Origin of the sequence: Methylocystis sp. WRRC1, from assembly GCF_020733155.1 — a bacterium.
In the GTDB taxonomy this organism is placed as follows: domain Bacteria; phylum Pseudomonadota; class Alphaproteobacteria; order Rhizobiales; family Beijerinckiaceae; genus Methylocystis.
Map to the genome: position 1 here is coordinate 710,869 of NZ_JAJFZJ010000001.1, position 16,104 is coordinate 726,972.

Below are 16,104 nucleotides of genomic sequence, written 5' to 3' on the forward strand. Positions count from 1 at the left end.
GTCGGGCGAATCGGAAAGGTGGGCGAGCATAGCCCGTCCGCCGCTAAAGGAAACGGCGCGAGGCTCACGCTCTCGGGGGCCGTTGAAGCCCGTCGCGGGGGAAAACGCAAGTGAGCGGATTTCTTCACCATCCCGGAACAGGCCTAAACTTTTTATCGATAGGCCGGACACACAGCCTATATTATGCCCATCCATGATGAAGCGAGCTATTATTGTCAACACTTGCTTCGGGGGAGGTCAATCTTATGAAGAAAGCGTATATATTACTGGCTGCTATGACGCTCGTCTCTCCAATCATTACATCATCGGCTCCTCGCGCCGAGCAACAAACGTCGAAAAAGCCCAACATTCTCATTATCTGGGGCGACGACATCGGCCAGTTCAACGTCAGCGCCTACAATAACGGCATGATGGGCTACCGGACGCCCAACATCGACAGCATCGCGCGGGAGGGCGCGATGTTCACCGACTGGTATGGCCAGCAGAGCTGCACCGCCGGCCGCGCCGCCTTCATCACCGGCCAGTCGCCAATTCGCACCGGCCTCACCAAGGTAGGCCTCCCCGGCGCGCCGGAGGGCATGAAGAAGGAAGACCCGACCATCGCTGGGCTCCTCAAGCCGCTTGGCTATGTGACAGGCCAGTTCGGCAAGAACCATCTCGGCGATCGCGACGACATGCTGCCCACGAACCACGGCTTCGACGAGTTCTACGGCAATCTCTATCACCTGAACGCCGAGGAAGAGCCGGAGAACCCGGATTATCCGAAAAATCCCGATTTCAAGAAGAAATTCGGCCCGCGCGGCGTCATTCACAGCTTCGCCGGCGGCAAGATCGAGGACACGGGTCCGCTGACCCGCAAGCGCATGGAGACGGTGGACGAGGAAACCACCGCTGCGGCGCTCGGCTTCATGGAGAAGGCCGTGAAGGAGGACAAGCCCTTCTTCATCTGGTGGAACTCGACCCGGATGCACATCTTCACGCATCTCAAGCCCGCATCCGAGGGCAAGAGCGGCCTCGGGGTCTATGCCGACGGCATGATCGAGCACGACGCGATGGTGGGACAATTGCTCGCCAAGCTGAAGGAGCTCGGAATCGAAGACAACACGATCGTGATGTATTCGACCGATAATGGCGCCGAGACCTTCACCTGGCCCGACGGCGGCACGACCATGTTCCGCGGCGAGAAGAATACGAACTGGGAAGGCGGCTATCGCGTTCCGACGGTCATCCGCTGGCCGGGCGTGATCAAGCCCGGCACGATCAGCAATGAGATCGCCGCCCATGAGGACATGGCGACGACGCTGCTTGCGGCGGCGGGGGACCCGGATATCAAATCCGAACTGCTGAAAGGCAAGCGCATCAGCGGCCGCAACTACAAGGTCCATCTCGACGGCTACAATCTGCTGCCGGCGCTGAAAGGCGAGGCGGAATGGCCGCGCAAGGAGTTCATCTACTGGACCGACGACGGCTCCGTCGCCGCAATGCGCTACCAGAACATGAAAGTGACCTTCCTCAAGCAAAACGCGGTTGGCCTGAAGGTCTGGCAGACGCCCTTCGAGGAGTTGCGGGCGCCTTTGCTGACCAATCTGCGCATGGACCCGTTCGAGCGCGCGGAGGAGGAGAATGCAGTCGGCTACCAGCGATGGTATCTCGACCGCATGTTCATGATCGCGCCGGCGGCCGGATATGTCGGGCAATGGCTGCAAAGCTTCAAGGAGTTTCCGCCGCGCCAGAAGCCGGGCAGCTTCAACCTCGACCGCGTGATGGAAGCGGTTACACGCGGCGCGGGCGCCAAATAGTCTGGTCCGCCAATGCCCTTTCGAGGCCGCGGGCGACCCCGCGGCCTTTCCTTTTGACCCCCCGCCTCCGATTGACGATCATGGGCCGGCAGGAGGACAGGATGACCGAGAAGAATTTCGGCGCTGTGCGCGACAATCCCGCGCGTAGCCGCTTCGAACTTGAAATCGACGGGGCTATCGCTCTCGCGGAATATCGTGTCGACGACGGCGTGATGACCTTCTTTCACACCGAGACGCCTCCCGCCCTGCAGGGACGCGGCGCCGCATCGAAGCTGATCCATGAAGCGCTGCTGACGGCGCGCGAGCGCGGGCTGAAGGTCCGTGCGACGTGCTCCTTCGTGATTGCCTATCTGAAGCGGCACCCGGAGTTTGCGGATCTGGCGGGATGAAGACGAAGGACCGCGCAAAGCAAAGCGCCCAAGCATCGGTTCCGTCGGACCGGCCGTAAGGGGAGTTCTTCCTCCCCGACGGAGACAATATGTGTTAAGTATATGGCGGCCCCGAGAGCCTCTCGCCCCGAAGGAGCGACGACATGCGTTATTTTCTTGCAGCGATATTCATTTGCGCGATTTGCGCGCCCCCGGCCTCAGCGCTGCCGGCGCTCAGCCATAATTCGGTTTCGCTGTCGAAAGCGGACTCGTTCGTGCAAGTTGCAAAACAAAAGCGGGCGCCCGCTCAGCGCCAAAGTCGCGGCGGCTCCGGCGGCATCCATCCACTGGTCGGAAGCGGCGACTACTGAACGGCGGATAAGCCGCAGCGCTTTGGCCGCGGCGCCGACCGCGGGCGCGGCGGCGCGCAACTTGTCGCATCCGATTTTTCCCGAGCCGGCGGCTGCGGCGTCGCGACAGGCTCACGAACCTTCCGCTTCGGCCGCCAGCTCCAGCCACTGCTCCTCGGCCGCCGCCAGCGCTTTCGCCAGTTCCTCGCGCTGCGCCGCGAGCTTCGAGGCTTCCTGCGGATTGCGTGAAAAGGCGTCGGGAGCGGCGAGCGCTTCGTCGACACGGGCGAGGAGCTGGGTGAACTTTTCGACTTTTTCCTCAGCCGCCGCCAGCCGGCGCCTGTAAAAGCCGGCGTCGCGCCGTCGCGGAGCCTCGGGCGCCGACGCTTGGGGCGGCGCTTCGCGTTTCGGCTCCTCGCCTTTGGTTTTCGACAGCACCAGCCTGGCGTATTCATCCATATCGCCGTCGAAGGCCTTCACCGTGCCGCCGTCGACGAGCCACAGGCGATCGGCGCAGGCTTCCAGCAGATAGCGGTCGTGCGAGACCAGCACCACCGCTCCCTCATATTCATTGATGGCCTCGATCAACGCGGCGCGGCTGTCGATGTCGAGGTGGTTGGTCGGCTCGTCGAGGATCAGCAGATGCGGGGCGTTGAATGACGCGACGCCGAGAAGTAGTCGCGCCTTTTCGCCACCAGAGAGATGCGCGACCCTGGTGTCGGCGCGCGCGCCGGAAAAACCCGTCTGCGCCGCCCGCGCCCGCACCCTCGCCTCTGGCGCGTCCGGCATCAGCCGCGAGAAAATGAGGTAGGGCGTGTCCTGCTCGTTGAGATCGTCCACCTGATGCTGGGCGAAAAACCCCGCCTCCAGCTTCGCCGCCCGCACCATATTCCCAGACATGGGCGAAAGGCGCCCGCCGAGCAGCTTGGCGAAGGTCGATTTGCCATTGCCGTTTGCGCCCAGCAGGCCAATCCGATCGTCGTTGGAGAGCGACAGGGTTAGCCGCGACAGCACGATACGCTCGCCATAGCCGATGGAAACCTTGTCGAGCGCGATGATCGGCGGCGACAGCGGCTTTTCCGGCGACGGCAAATGGATCGGCAAAACGCTGTCGTCCACGATCGCCGCGATCGGCTCCATCCTTTCGAGCATCTTGAGACGGGACTGCGCCTGCCGCGCCTTGGTGGCCTTGGCGCGGAAGCGGTCGACGAAGGCCTGCAGGTGTTTCCTCTGCTCCTCCGCCTTCCTGGCGCCCTTGGCGGCAAGAATTTGCGCCTCGCGCCGCTGTTTCTCGAATGAGGAATAATCGCCTTTGTAGAGCGTCAGCCTGCCGCGCTCGAGATGCAGGATATGCGTCGCCACGTCATCCAGCAGATCGCGGTCGTGACTGATGACGAGCACGCTCGCCGGATAGCGCGAGAGATAGTCGACGAGCCAGAGCGTGCCCTCGAGATCGAGATAGTTGGTCGGTTCGTCGAGGAGCAGCAGGTCGGGCTGGGAGAACAGCACTGCCGCAAGCGCCACCCGCATGCGCCAGCCGCCGGAAAACTCCGACAATGGACGCTGCTGCGCGGCGGCGTCGAAGCCGAGGCCATGGAGAATCGCCGCAGCGCGAGCGGGCGCGGAATGTGCGTCTATATCCGCAAGGCGCGTCTGTATCTCGGCGATGTCATGCGCGTCATGCGAGGTCTCGGCGCGCGCGAGAAGTTCGGCGCGCTCGATGTCGGCCGCCAGCACGAAATCGATGAGCTTGGTCGGCCCGCCCGGCGCCTCCTGCTCGACCCGCCCGAGGCGTGTGCGCGAAGGGAGCGAGATGGTTCCTGATTCGGGAGCGATCTCCTCGCATATGAGCCGAAAGAGCGTGGTCTTGCCCGCGCCGTTGCGGCCGACGAATCCCGCGCGCGAGCGGCCAGGCAGAAACACGCTGGCGTGGTCGAAAAGCAGGCGGTCGCCCAGCCGGTAGGTGAGATCATTGACGGTCAGCATCGCCGCGAGCTTTAGGACCTCCGGCCCGCGCGCGCAAACGGTCGGCAAGGGCTTGTCTTGCGCCCCGCGCCCATCTATACAGCCCTCGCTCCGCCGCAACGCGGCCGAGCGGCCCGCGCCCATCGTCTAGAGGCCTAGGACGTCGCCCTTTCACGGCGAAAACAGGGGTTCGAATCCCCTTGGGCGCGCCAAGTTTCCGGGGAACCGCTGTTTCCCCGTGCGGACAAAAGAGTCCTGACTCATTACCGAGAAACGCCGACGTTCACATACCCGAAAGCAAGTGATGGCATTTTAAGCTCGGCAAAGACGTTCAGCGGGTAAGTGCCGGAGCATTCTCTGGCCGGGCGACAGGACATGGGAAACTCCGAAATCATGATCATGGGCGATGGGATTGCCGATACTGGCGAAAGAATCGAGGGGGCTCTGCCTGGACTTCAGTCGGGGCGTCTGAACCGCCGGTCGTTTCTGTCCGGCTCCGCGGCCGGACTCGGCGCGCTGGGGCTCGCCGGTTGCGTGTCGTCCGACGACATGCTGCGCGCCGAGGCGGCGAAGTTCTACGCGCTGGTCCCCGACGAGAAGTTCCCGATCCCGGCGGTCGATATCAGCAAGATAAATCCGAAATTTTTGCGCCAGACAGTGCGCTACGACACCAAAGAGGCGCCCGGCACGATTATCGTCGATCCCGGCAATTACTTTGTTTACCGCATCGAAGGCGACGGAAAGGCCACCCGCTATGGAGCCAATGTCGCCCGACCAGGGTTCCGGTGGAACGGTGAAGTTTATGTCGGGCGCAAGGCCGAGTGGCCCGTCTGGACGCCGCCCAAGGAGATGATCGCGCGCCAGCCGGAAGCGCGCAAATATGCCGCCGGCATGCCGGGAGGGCTCGACAATCCGCTCGGCGCCCGAGTGCTCTATCTCTATAAAAACGGCGTCTACACAGTCTTCACGATCTACAGCACGAGCGACCCAGAGACGATCGGGACCGCCATTACGAGCGGCTGTACCGGCCTCCTCAGTCAGGACATGCTCGACCTCTATTCGCGAACGCCGGTCAAGACGAAGGTGGTCATGCTGCCAGCATAGCCAACGGCGTCACCCCCCTTGTCAGTTCGTTAAAAGGGCTTCGGAAGACGACGGTCCTCCGGGAGAAGTTTACTCTTTTTGTCCTCTGCCATGCGCCAATGAAATCAATGCGTCGCGAATTTCAGTCAATCAGAATTCAGCGACGTAAGGAAAAGGCGTTACCGGACATGAGTGGACGAACGCGGAAGCAGGACGGGGTTAGCCCGTCGCTTGTGAAGAACGCTGATTACGCGACGACGGGATGATTTTCTGAGTGAGTCGCGGGACCCGGTCTGGCAAGGAAGAGCGCCTGCGAAAGCGCCCGCCATGCGAGCAGTCGCCGGAAGTTGTAGCCGGCGGAGCGAGGATGGCGTTGATCGCGTCGCCAGTCGCATGGGCGAGACGATTTCTTTCCATGCGATGCTCGGCTCCTCCATGTCCACTTCATTCACGACTTCGTGAAGTAAGTCGACGCTTTCGCCAATTTGTCCAGCGCCCCGATCGATCGTCATGACACGATCAACCTTGTTGACCTGCATGGTCATGCCGCCAGCGCCTTGTCGAGATGATAGTTATCACCATAACAGCCAATGACCGCTTCAATCTCCCAGTTGGCGCGCGCGTCGTCCTGGCTCACGCTCAAAGCGGTTTCGTCCGCTGGCCTCCGGAGTCAAAAGCTTCAGCGGCAGTGCTTGCTTAATTTTCGATCGGAACCGAGATCATCGTCGCTAATGCTGCGGCGGCGGTGCAAGATCTGTAAAGCCTTTATCACTCGGACGCGTTGCGAGCGGTGATTCCAAGATCGAGGCCGCCCGAGCGCTGAACGCGCCCGGGCTATTTTTTAGCGACTTGAGAAAGTTACGCAGACAACGAAGACACTCCCGCGCAGAACGCAACCGCGTCACCAGAGGACCGGGTAGCATCGGCCTCCTGCACGACCGAACGCGCAATATCGACGACGCGTTCCGAGAGGGCTCCTGCCGACTGTCAGCTCTCTCTCGCACCGCAATCAACCATCAGAGCGCGAGGCGCCCCCGCCGCCTGAAAACAGGCGGCGGGGGCGCGGCTTATGCAGCGACTATTGAGCGGCCAGCGCTCAATGGCGGCCCTTCTTGCGCGGAGCCGGAGCCGCAGCGGCGGCCGCAGGCGGGGGCGGCGTTACGGGCATATACTGTAGGCTGATGTTGCCGATTCCGGCCGAGAGATTGAGGCCCGTATCCGCGGAGACAGAAATCGGCTGCAGCGAAATCGTCTTGTTGGAGCCGCCAACGAGCACCGCGCCCCCTGCGCCGGCGCCGACAGCGACATTGCCCTGGGCGCCGACATAGTCGCCGGCGAGAGCGCCCGGCGCCACACTGTTCGTGGCCGCTACGACACCCCACACAAGCTGCCCCGGACCGCTGATTCCGATGTTCAAGCCGACATTGGTGAGACGGCCGATATAATGCTGAGGCGGAGCGCCCGACGCATCCTGATACACGCAGTCGAGCGCCTGGTTCTCCATAAGGATCATCCCGACGCCGCCGGAAATATGGCACACCAGCGAACCGACTTTCGCCGATTGCGCCGACGCAGCCATCGGAACCAACGCGGCGATCAGCGAAACAGCGCAGAGACGGCCAGAAAGCCATGAGAAGGACATTGCATACCTCTTGAAAGTGAGCGAACCGATCCTCGCTAATAGAGGCCGGATTGCGGCAAATTTCAGTTCACGGGCGCATCCTGCGCCTTCGAAAGATTGCCGATCATGACGCTGATGGACAACTCTCCCGCCGCGCAAATGTAAATCTTACTTACAGCCGCGCTTTAAACCGACAAACTGGTTGTACACACAAGCGCCCAAGTCTCCCGCCATCACGCGACACGAGCGCGTTACACGCACTCTCCCGCCTTCACTGATTTTGCCAAACTGTCCGCGGCGAACATCGCATCCATCACCATTTGAGCGGTGACCTCGAAAGGCTCATTGTGCGCGCTCTCGCCTTCGGCGACCGCCCGCTCCGCAATCGCGCGGGCTTGTTCCATCGACATAGCCTCCAGCCCGAGTTCCGCAAGCGTCGTCGGCAATCCGACCGAAAGGCAAAAGCCCAAGACTTCGTTCAGGAGCCCGGAGTCCCTGCCCTCCAGAACAAGTTGAACAAGCGTTCCGAAGGCGACTTTCTCGCCATGAAGTCGATCATGCGTTTCGGGAGCGGCCGTCAACCCGTTGTGCACCGAATGCGCGACCGCGAGCCCGGCCGACTCGAAACCCAGACCCGATAGCAATGTGTTTGCCTCGACGATACGCTCGAAAGCAGGAGTCACCACGCCAGCCCGAGCGGCGGCAACCGCAGCGACGCCATCCTTCAACAAAGTGCGGTAGCAAAGTTCTGAAATCGTTGCGGCGGCCAACGTACTCGCTCCCCCGACAACATTTTTCTTATGGGCGCGGATCGAGGCCTCCGCCTCGAAATAGGTCGCAAGCGCGTCACCCATGCCTGAAATCAGCAGACGAACCGGGGCCTTTGCAATAACGCTCGTGTCGACGAGGACAAGATCTGGGTTTCGCCGGTAATAGAGACATTTTTCGAAGACGCCTTTCTCGGTGTAAACAACGGACAACGCGCTGCATGGCGCGTCGCTCGACGCTGTCGTCGGGCAACATGCGATGGGCAAGCAGAGCTCGCTTGCGACGGCTCTCGCGGTATCGAGAACCTTCCCGCCGCCGACGCCGATAATGAGCGATGCCCCGACCCGACGCGCCTCATCTTTCCCGCGCGCAATCTCGGAAAAAGAGCATTCGCCGCCAAAATCGAGAATTTCGAAAGTCAGTTCACAAACAGAAAATGTCGTTTGCCAGACGGGGAAGAGAACTTCGCGCGGACTGTGGCTTGCGATGATGAGCGCCTTGCCGACAAAACCCAATCTCTGCAATTCCGACGCGAGAAATCGCGTTGCCTCGCGTCCCTGCACATAACGCGCCGGTGAACAAAAGACACTGAGCATGGCGACGCCGTCCTCCACGAGGGGATCGCCACAGATGTTACGCCATCGCCTTACGCAAAGATACGCGTCGAAGTTTCCATTGATAAAATGTCAACGCTTTGACAAGCTTATCAGCGTTGACTCGGGAATTCGGCGACGACAATTTTTTCGAGGGTGGGCCGAAAGCGTGACTTGAGAGCGCTTCATCATTAATCCTGTCCTCTTTGCCGCTTCGACAGTTTTCCGGTTCCGCCCCTGTTGCGAACCGGAAAGCGAGTGGGATCCGCGGCGATCCTCGCCACGCTGAAAGACAACACGGGGAACTGATCGAAGAATGTCCAACTATGACCAACAGCCAGCCGCCGCTTCTTTGCCCGCCGAATTCCTGAATCGATGGATAGCGCATTCAACGGCGCTACTGGATTCGTTTCGTGAACGGACTGGCCTGGAGTTGATTGAGAGAGGCGGTGACCCGCACGACGAGGCGGAGCGCCTGTTTCTTGCGCCCTTCGTAGTGGTGTCGCACGGAACCGAACAGGATCCTGTTCTCAATTACGGCAACCGACAAGCCTTGCTCTTATGGGAAATGACGCCGGAGGATCTCGTCTCCACCCCGTCCCGATTGACGGCCGAGCCGATGTTGAGGGAATCGCGCGAGCGCCTGCTGGCGGAAACGGCCCGCAAGGGATATGTCAGCGCTTATGAAGGCGTTCGTATCAGTGCGACCGGTCGGCGCTTCAGCATCCATGACGTGACGATCTGGAATGTGACGGACTCGTCCGGTCGCGCACTGGGTCAGGCGGCGACATTTCCGCGCTGGACATATCTGTCGTGATGGAGATCGAAGGCTTGGGAAAATGACATTGCGTCCGCAATCGCTTCTCCCAATGCGTCACGCGAGAAATGCGCGGATTGAGCGAAGGAATTTCGTTGGGTTTTCGAGTCACATGATATGACTGTCGCCTTCCTGCTCTTCAAAAATCTCGACAGTCGCTCCAATCCGGCCATGCCGTGACAACAGGCGCCTGGTCGATGGGAGCCAGTCGGGAGACGCAATCCCTGCCGAACATTTCGAGGTAGCTCGATATGACCGCGCACCCCATCGGATGGCCAACCAATATCGCGCAGTCAAGATCGAACGCGGCAATTACACCAGCGGCATCGGCGGCGAACCATGCTATGCGATAGCCGCAATCCGGCTTTTCCGACGCGCCATGACCGCGCGTGTCGATGGCGATGACTGTGTAGTCTTTTGATAAATCATCCAGCAACTGCGTGAACATTGCCGCAGTTTGCGACCAGCCCAAAACAAAGACCATGGGCCTGCCGTGACCGACTGTAAGATAGTGCAGGCGGACATCGTCGTTCGTGATGATAAAGCGTGAGTTGAGCATCATCGGAGCCAATCGTTTTACGACTCCACTTCAAGACAGCGCCATGCGCTTTGGCGAATGCATTGTGTCCTGACGCAATTTGTCGTCGTAACGGCCGAATCTCGAGGCGTCCCCCCGCGCCATTCGGTTGATGTGATTTCTTATGATGTGAAAGGCTAGCCACGAAACAGAAGAGCGTCGCCTGTTTACATTAATCGGCGCACCTGTCGTCAAATGAAAATATGCTTTCGTCTATCAAAAAGCGGATAGCCCCGTTTCTCTAACATCGCTAAACAGTCGGACGGGCTGGCCACGCCGGACCATAGCTGTGGAATGTCAAAAATTCACCGCACAAGAGTGGGAGAAAGAATATGCGCCTAGCAACTCTGACCGTTGCAGCCATGATCTCGATCATGGCTGAGTCGGCCTCAGCCGCCGTCGGGCTCGACACATATGTCGACAAGAATGGCTATCTCGATGTACAAGCACTCACCTGCGACCAACTCGCAAACACCTATCAGGAAGACGCCAACGCCCTCGCATTCTGGTATTCCGGTTGGTACAACGGCCTCGCGAAAAAGCACTACTATCACATGACCCGCTCGAAGGGTCTGGAGCACGAGCTGATCGTCTACTGCAAGGCGCATCGTGATCAAAAGATCATTCATGCGCTCGACGTGCTCTTCAAGGAAGAGCGCGACAAGCAGTAATCGAAACGGGCGACGAACTCACAGTCGGGATTCGATTGCCGACGACAAAGCCGCCGCGCAAGGTTGCGCAGCGGCGCTGTCGGTCTTCCCGTCGGACTTAGCCGGTATTCCTTTTTTGACAACAGGCATTTAGGTGCAATCGGCTGCGTCGGCGCAACTAGAAATGGCTGTTCCAGAAGCCGGTCGCTACATTTCTTCAAATTATGCTGCGCACATTCCGAGGGGTTACGCCGCAGATTGAAATGAAATGGGGCGCGTAGCTTCCTGATAAGGTCACGCCAGACGCCAAAGAGCTTCGCGACGATTTCCATCGAAAAAAAGGCCTTCCAGTCGCCATAGCGGGTCGGGGGGGGGGTCGCTTCAACAAGCCGCGCTGCCTTGTTCGGCTTCGTCCAGCCTCGATTTTTCTCGGGGGGAGAGTCTCGATCCCTCTTTGCAAGCGTCGACAGGCGAGTGAGAATGACTCGTCGCGTATTTGAACGACGCGCGAAGATACTCGGTTTCAGGGAATGATATGACCATCGCGCAAGAGATTTCCCGAGTTGCGGCCTTCATCGTCGCTGCGCTATGGATTTTCTTCGGACCCCCATGCAGCACATTGGCGCAGCAGACTTCAGCGACGTCACCGGGTTCGTCTCATGTAGGTTCAGAGACTTGCGCGGGCTGTCACCCGGCGGAGAGCGCCGCGTGGAAAAAGTCCCATCACGCAGCTGCGATGGCGCCCGCGACCACGGAGACCGTGCGCGGCGACTTCAACAATGCGACGGCCGAAAGCCACGGCTCGAAAGGAAAATTCCTCCGTGACGGCGGCCGTTTTGTCGTCGAAACGGACGGGCGCGACGGCAAGACGGCGCGCTTCGAGGTCAGTCATACTTTCGGCGTCGAGCCCTTGCAGCAATATCTCGTGACTTTTCCGGACGGGCGCCTTCAGGCCCTGCCCTGGGCATGGGATACGCGACCAAAGGACTCTGGCGGCCAGCGCTGGTTCCATCTCTACCCCGATCAGGCGACGCCGAGTTCCGATCCGCTGCATTGGACCCGCTCCATGCAGAACTGGAACTTCATGTGCGCGGAGTGTCACACGACCGATCTACACAAAAATTATGACGCGAAGGAGGATCGCTTTCGGACCAGCTTCTCAGAGTTGGGCGTTGGCTGCGAAGCTTGCCACGGGGGCGCCTCTGGTCATGTCGACTGGGCGAAAGGCGCTCGCAATCCACTCGCGAAAAACCGGGGTTTCGCAGCGGCGCATGCGCGTCGACCCCATATCGACTGGTCGCCTGACGAGAAGACCGGCAGCCCTGCGCAATCTGCGTCGCGCCCGATTGGCGACGAAGTGGAATTATGCGCTCGCTGCCATTCGAGACGTGGCCAGCTCACTGAAGACTGGCGCCCCGGCAAGCCGCTCGAGGACACGCATGCGCCTGCACTGCTGACCCATGATCTTTTCGAGGACGACGGCCAGATGAAGGACGAAGTCTTCAATGATCATCTTTTCAAACAGAGTTTGATGTACGCGAGGGGCGTCAATTGCAGCGATTGTCACGATCCGCATTCGGGCAGGCTAAAGGCCGCGCGCGCGGACGTTTGCGGGCAATGCCATCAAGCAGAACGCTTCTCGTCCGCGACGCATACCGGCCACACGAGCGGGCCGGGCGCGCCGGATTGCGTTTCATGCCACATGCCCGCGCGCACCTACATGGTCGTGGATGAGCGTCATGACCATTCTTTCCGTATTCCGCGACCCGACCTTTCCGTTACGCTCGGCGCGCCAAATAGCTGCAACGCCTGCCATAAGGATAGATCCGCAAGCTGGGCGGCGAAGGCAATCGAGCAATGGCATGGGCCGGTTCGCAAGGGCTATCAGCACTGGGCGGAGGCGTTTCACAAGGCGCGGTTGGGGGAGCCGTCCGCGCGAGAACTTCTGTTGAAACTCGCCAACGACGCATCGACGCCCGCCGTCGCGCGCGCGACTGCAATTTCCGAAGCGCAAAGATTGCCCTCGATGTCGGTGGAACAAGCGACGAACAAGGCGCTCTCTGATCCTGATCCTATTGTGCGCATGGCCGCGGTGCGCGCGCTGTCGCCATCGCTGCCGCTCGATCAGCGCTGGCGGCGCGCGGAACCTCTATTGTCGGACCCTGTGCGCTCCGTTCGCATCGAGGCGGCGGTTGCGTTGGCGGACCAGCCTGTCGACACGCTTTCGAAGGAAGACGCCTCGCGTCTCGAAGCGGCCTGGGCTGAATATGAAGCGAGCCAGAGGTTGATTGCTGACCGGCCGGAGGGGCGCGCCAATCTTGGAATGTTCCTCCTTCGTCGCGGCAAGCCTGCGGAAGCCGAGGCGGAATATCTCGCGGGACTGAAGCTTGAACCCGCGGCGGCGCCGCTATCCGTAAATCTCGCAGACCTTTATCGCGGGCAGGGAAAGGAAGCGGAAAGCGAAAAGGTTTTGCGCAAGGCGATTGCAATTTCTCCCGACGCCGCCGCCGCCCATCACGCGCTGGGTTTGAGTCTGGTGCGGCAGAGGCGATATGACGAAGCGATTTCGGAGCTTGGCCGCGCCGTCGAATTGGCGCCCGACGAGTCGCGCTACGCCTATGTCCATATAGTCGCGCTGCAATCGCTGGGACGCGAGCAAGAATACCGCGCGCTTCTCGACAAGGCGTTGCGACGATTTCCTTACGACATGGACATTTTGCAACTCGAGTTGCAGGACGCGATTCAGGCCGAGGATGTAAAGCGCGCCGCGCCCGTGGCGAGCACGCTCGCCGAGATGGCGCCCGACGACGCGGAAATCGCGCGACTTGCTGCAGAGCTCAAGGATCACCGATAGGGCGCACGAAACCCAGAAATTTTCGATTGGCCGTCCCGCGCCCGCTGCATCTGCGCTTGACGTTGTCTCGAGGCCGTGGCTCCATTCTGCGTGTAACGTCCCGTCCTACTATCGAGTAGGGCGCGAGGGAGATCGTCTCCATGAACATCTCGATCTGTAATCTGGGAAATTTCCTGATCATATTGGCATTTGCGCTCCCCGGCGCGTCTCCCCTCGCCGCGCAGTCCGCTTTAGCTCCCGCGCAAGTCGTTACGCCGATGGATCGCACGGTGTTGCCCATCCCCGAACCTCAATATCCGCACAGCACGGTAATGGACGCACGCAACGCCTCGCCGCCGCCTCGGTTCGAGGTGAGGGCGCCCACAGGCAGCCCCAATGTGCTGATTGTGCTGATCGACGATATGGGTTTCGGACAGTCCAGCGCCTTCGGCGGCCCCATCCATATGCCAACTGTCGAAAGCCTCGCCAACGCGGGGCTGCGTTACAATCAGTTTCACACGACGGCGCTTTGCTCGCCGACGCGCGCCGCGCTGCTCTCCGGCCGCAATCATCATATGAACAATATGGGCTCCATCACCGAGACCGCCACCGCTTTTCCCGGACAAACCGGACAGCGCCCAAACAGTGTGGCGCCGCTCGCCGAGATGCTGCGGCTGAACGGATACAGCACGGCCGCCTTTGGAAAATCGCATGAGACGGCGGCGTGGGAACTGAGTCCTTCGGGTCCGACCGACCGCTGGCCGACACGCTCCGGGTTCGACAAGTTTTACGGCTTCCTCGGCGGCGAGACCAATCAATGGTCGCCGCTCATTTATGACGGGCTGAACCAGATAGAAACGCCGAAAGACCCCAACTACCACTTCATGACCGACATGACGAATCAGGCGGTCGCCTGGGTGCGTTACCAGAAGTCGCTGACGCCGGATAAGCCCTTCTTCATCTATTTCGCGCCGGGCGCCACCCATGCGCCGCATCATGTGCCGAAAGAATGGATCGCGAAATACAAGGGCAAGTTCGATCAGGGCTGGGATAAGCTGCGCGAAGAGACGTTGGAGCGCCAGAAGAAGCTCGGCGTCGTTCCGGCGGATACGAAGCTGGCGCCGAAGCCGGAAGCCATAAAGGACTGGAGCGCGCTGACAGCGGATGAAAAGAAGCTTTTCGCGCGTCAGATGGAAGTCTTCGCCGCTTTCGGCGAATACGCCGATACGGAAGTCGGGCGGTTGATCGATGCGATCAAATCCGTTGGGCAACTCGACGACACGCTGATTTTCTATATCGTCGGCGACAACGGCGCGAGCGCCGAGGGCGGCATGGCCGGCCTCTACAATGAGTCGACCTATTTCAACATGGTCCCGGAAAGCGTCAAGGACGTGCTCAAGCACTATAACGAACTCGGCAGTCCCAAGACTTACAATCATTACGCCGCGGGCTGGGCGGTGGCAGGCGCCACGCCTTTCACCTGGACGAAGCAGGTCGCGTCGAACTATGGCGGCACACGTAATGGCATGGTCGTGCACTGGCCAAAGGGCGTCTCGGCGAAAGGCGAGGTGCGCTCGCAATGGCATCACGTCATCGACATCGCGCCGACGGTTCTGGAGGCGGCTCACCTGCCCGAACCCAAGACCGTCAACGGGACGATGCAGGAACCGATCGAAGGCGTGAGCCTGCTCTATACATTCGCGGACGCCAAGGCCGCCGATCGTCACACCACGCAATATTTCGAAATGTTTGGCAATCGCGCGATCTATCACGATGGCTGGATCGCCGGGACTGTCCACCGCGCGCCTTGGGAATATCAGCCACGCGCCAAGCTCGAAGACGACAAATGGGAGCTCTATGACACGCGCGGCGACTTCAGTCTCGTGAATGACCTCGCGACGAACAAGCCCGAGAAGCTGAAGGAACTGCAGAACCTCTTCATGAAGGAAGCCGTTAAATATTCCGTGCTGCCCATCGACGACCGGACCGCGGAGCGGTTCAATGCAGGTCTGGTTGGACGCCCCGACCTGATGGCCGGTCGCGCCTCGCTGACTGTTTATCAAGGAATGACAGGCATTTCCGAAAACGCCTTCATCAATGTGAAAAACCGTTCTCACACGATTAACGCAGATGTGAATGTCTCGAAGTCCGGCGCCAATGGCGTCATCCTGGCGCAGGGCGGGCGCTTCGGCGGCTGGAGTCTCTATCTGAAGAACGGCAAACCGACTTACGAATATAACTTCGTCGGTCTTCGTCACTACGTCGTCGCCGCGAAACAGCCGCTCCGCGCAGGCAAGTCGTCCATCCGCCTAGACTTCGATTATGATGGCGGCGGCTTGGGAAAAGGCGGAAACGCTACGCTTTACGTGAATGATGAAAAGGTCGCGAGCGGACGCGTCGAGGAGACGCAATGCTGCGCCTTTTCGCTGGAAGACGGCGTCGACGTCGGCGCCGACAAAAGCACACCCGTCACGGAGACCTATAAGTCGCCCGCCGAATTCACGGGCGCGATCGAGAAGGTGACGGTCGAGCTGAAGCCGGGAAAAAAGGTTGAAATCGACGACGCAGAAAAAGCGCGAAAGTACGGCGCTGCGGCGAAGGCAATCGCGGATTAAAACTCGTTCAGGATATGTGTGGGCGATTTTCCGCTCGAACGCGCGACAAGACATGATGCGAGGGC

General features: G+C 60.4%; 11 protein-coding genes and 1 tRNA gene. 8 read left to right on the top strand and 4 right to left on the bottom strand.

Annotation, left to right across the window (positions count from 1 at the left end):
* Positions 1-245 precede the first annotated feature (245 nt).
* A complete protein-coding gene (locus LG047_RS03615; RefSeq protein ID WP_036282381.1) occupies positions 246-1,799 on the top strand; it encodes a sulfatase-like hydrolase/transferase in 1,554 nt (517 codons plus the stop codon).
* A 101-nt stretch (positions 1,800-1,900) separates the two neighbouring features.
* On the top strand, positions 1,901-2,188 hold the full coding sequence (locus LG047_RS03620; protein ID WP_227965467.1) for a GNAT family N-acetyltransferase: 288 nt from the start codon (positions 1,901-1,903) through the stop codon (positions 2,186-2,188).
* 461 nt (positions 2,189-2,649) lie between these two features.
* On the opposite strand, the gene LG047_RS03625 is transcribed toward LG047_RS03620, so the two are convergent.
* Positions 2,650-4,503 (bottom strand): ABC-F family ATP-binding cassette domain-containing protein, encoded by a 1,854-nt coding sequence (locus LG047_RS03625; RefSeq protein WP_227968423.1) that lies wholly within the window; start codon positions 4,501-4,503, stop codon positions 2,650-2,652.
* Between the two features lie 115 nt (positions 4,504-4,618).
* Between LG047_RS03625 and LG047_RS03630 the strand changes: the two genes are divergently transcribed.
* Together LG047_RS03630 and LG047_RS03635 are read left to right on the top strand one after the other, a co-directional pair.
* Positions 4,619-4,694 (top strand) — tRNA-Glu (locus tag LG047_RS03630).
* Between the two features lie 181 nt (positions 4,695-4,875).
* Positions 4,876-5,586: a L,D-transpeptidase gene (locus LG047_RS03635; protein ID WP_036287420.1), complete on the top strand. Its 711-nt coding sequence runs from the start codon at positions 4,876-4,878 to the stop codon at positions 5,584-5,586.
* Positions 5,587-6,661: 1,075 nt separating this feature from the next.
* Here the strand turns inward: LG047_RS03635 and LG047_RS03645 are convergent.
* Both LG047_RS03645 and LG047_RS03650 read right to left on the bottom strand, forming a co-directional pair.
* Positions 6,662-7,207 carry a DUF992 domain-containing protein gene (locus tag LG047_RS03645; protein ID WP_036282384.1) on the bottom strand — a complete coding sequence of 182 codons (546 nt, stop codon included), beginning with the start codon at positions 7,205-7,207 and terminating at the stop codon, positions 6,662-6,664.
* Positions 7,208-7,437: 230 nt separating this feature from the next.
* Positions 7,438-8,550 carry a glycerol dehydrogenase gene (locus LG047_RS03650; protein ID WP_227965469.1) on the bottom strand — a complete coding sequence of 371 codons (1,113 nt, stop codon included), beginning with the start codon at positions 8,548-8,550 and terminating at the stop codon, positions 7,438-7,440.
* A gap of 313 nt (positions 8,551-8,863) precedes the next feature.
* On the opposite strand from LG047_RS03650, the gene LG047_RS03655 reads away from it, so the two are divergent.
* The gene (locus LG047_RS03655; RefSeq protein WP_227965471.1) at positions 8,864-9,364 is read left to right on the top strand and encodes an MEKHLA domain-containing protein; all 501 of its coding nucleotides are present in this window, start codon (positions 8,864-8,866) and stop codon (positions 9,362-9,364) included.
* Between the two features lie 139 nt (positions 9,365-9,503).
* On the opposite strand, the gene LG047_RS03660 is transcribed toward LG047_RS03655, so the two are convergent.
* The gene (locus LG047_RS03660; protein ID WP_227965473.1) at positions 9,504-9,926 is read right to left on the bottom strand and encodes an alpha/beta fold hydrolase; all 423 of its coding nucleotides are present in this window, start codon (positions 9,924-9,926) and stop codon (positions 9,504-9,506) included.
* Between the two features lie 347 nt (positions 9,927-10,273).
* Here LG047_RS03660 and LG047_RS03665 point away from each other — a divergent pair, with 347 nt between their 5' ends.
* The 3 genes from LG047_RS03665 (at position 10,274) to LG047_RS03675 (ending at position 16,039) form a co-directional block, all read left to right on the top strand.
* Complete coding sequence (locus tag LG047_RS03665) at positions 10,274-10,612, top strand: HdeA/HdeB family chaperone (protein ID WP_255679531.1); 339 nt, start codon at positions 10,274-10,276, stop codon at positions 10,610-10,612.
* Between the two features lie 514 nt (positions 10,613-11,126).
* Positions 11,127-13,445, top strand: coding sequence for a tetratricopeptide repeat protein (locus LG047_RS03670; protein WP_227965474.1), 2,319 nt, complete (start codon positions 11,127-11,129; stop codon positions 13,443-13,445).
* A 140-nt stretch (positions 13,446-13,585) separates the two neighbouring features.
* The gene (locus LG047_RS03675; RefSeq protein WP_227965475.1) at positions 13,586-16,039 is read left to right on the top strand and encodes an arylsulfatase; all 2,454 of its coding nucleotides are present in this window, start codon (positions 13,586-13,588) and stop codon (positions 16,037-16,039) included.
* The last annotated feature ends 65 nt before the right edge of the window (positions 16,040-16,104 follow it).

What these genes read in the sequence shown, in the direction of transcription:
- LG047_RS03615 (WP_036282381.1), top strand. Translation starts at nt 246, where the DNA reads ATGAAGAAAGCGTATATATTACTGGCTGCTATGACGCTCGTCTCTCCA.
- LG047_RS03620 (WP_227965467.1), top strand. Translation starts at nt 1,901, where the DNA reads ATGACCGAGAAGAATTTCGGCGCTGTGCGCGACAATCCCGCGCGTAGC.
- LG047_RS03625 (WP_227968423.1), bottom strand. Translation starts at nt 4,503, where the DNA reads ATGCTGACCGTCAATGATCTCACCTACCGGCTGGGCGACCGCCTGCTT.
- LG047_RS03635 (WP_036287420.1), top strand. Translation starts at nt 4,876, where the DNA reads ATGATCATGGGCGATGGGATTGCCGATACTGGCGAAAGAATCGAGGGG.
- LG047_RS03645 (WP_036282384.1), bottom strand. Translation starts at nt 7,207, where the DNA reads ATGTCCTTCTCATGGCTTTCTGGCCGTCTCTGCGCTGTTTCGCTGATC.
- LG047_RS03650 (WP_227965469.1), bottom strand. Translation starts at nt 8,550, where the DNA reads ATGCTCAGTGTCTTTTGTTCACCGGCGCGTTATGTGCAGGGACGCGAG.
- LG047_RS03655 (WP_227965471.1), top strand. Translation starts at nt 8,864, where the DNA reads ATGTCCAACTATGACCAACAGCCAGCCGCCGCTTCTTTGCCCGCCGAA.
- LG047_RS03660 (WP_227965473.1), bottom strand. Translation starts at nt 9,926, where the DNA reads ATGATGCTCAACTCACGCTTTATCATCACGAACGACGATGTCCGCCTG.
- LG047_RS03665 (WP_255679531.1), top strand. Translation starts at nt 10,274, where the DNA reads ATGCGCCTAGCAACTCTGACCGTTGCAGCCATGATCTCGATCATGGCT.
- LG047_RS03670 (WP_227965474.1), top strand. Translation starts at nt 11,127, where the DNA reads ATGACCATCGCGCAAGAGATTTCCCGAGTTGCGGCCTTCATCGTCGCT.
- LG047_RS03675 (WP_227965475.1), top strand. Translation starts at nt 13,586, where the DNA reads ATGAACATCTCGATCTGTAATCTGGGAAATTTCCTGATCATATTGGCA.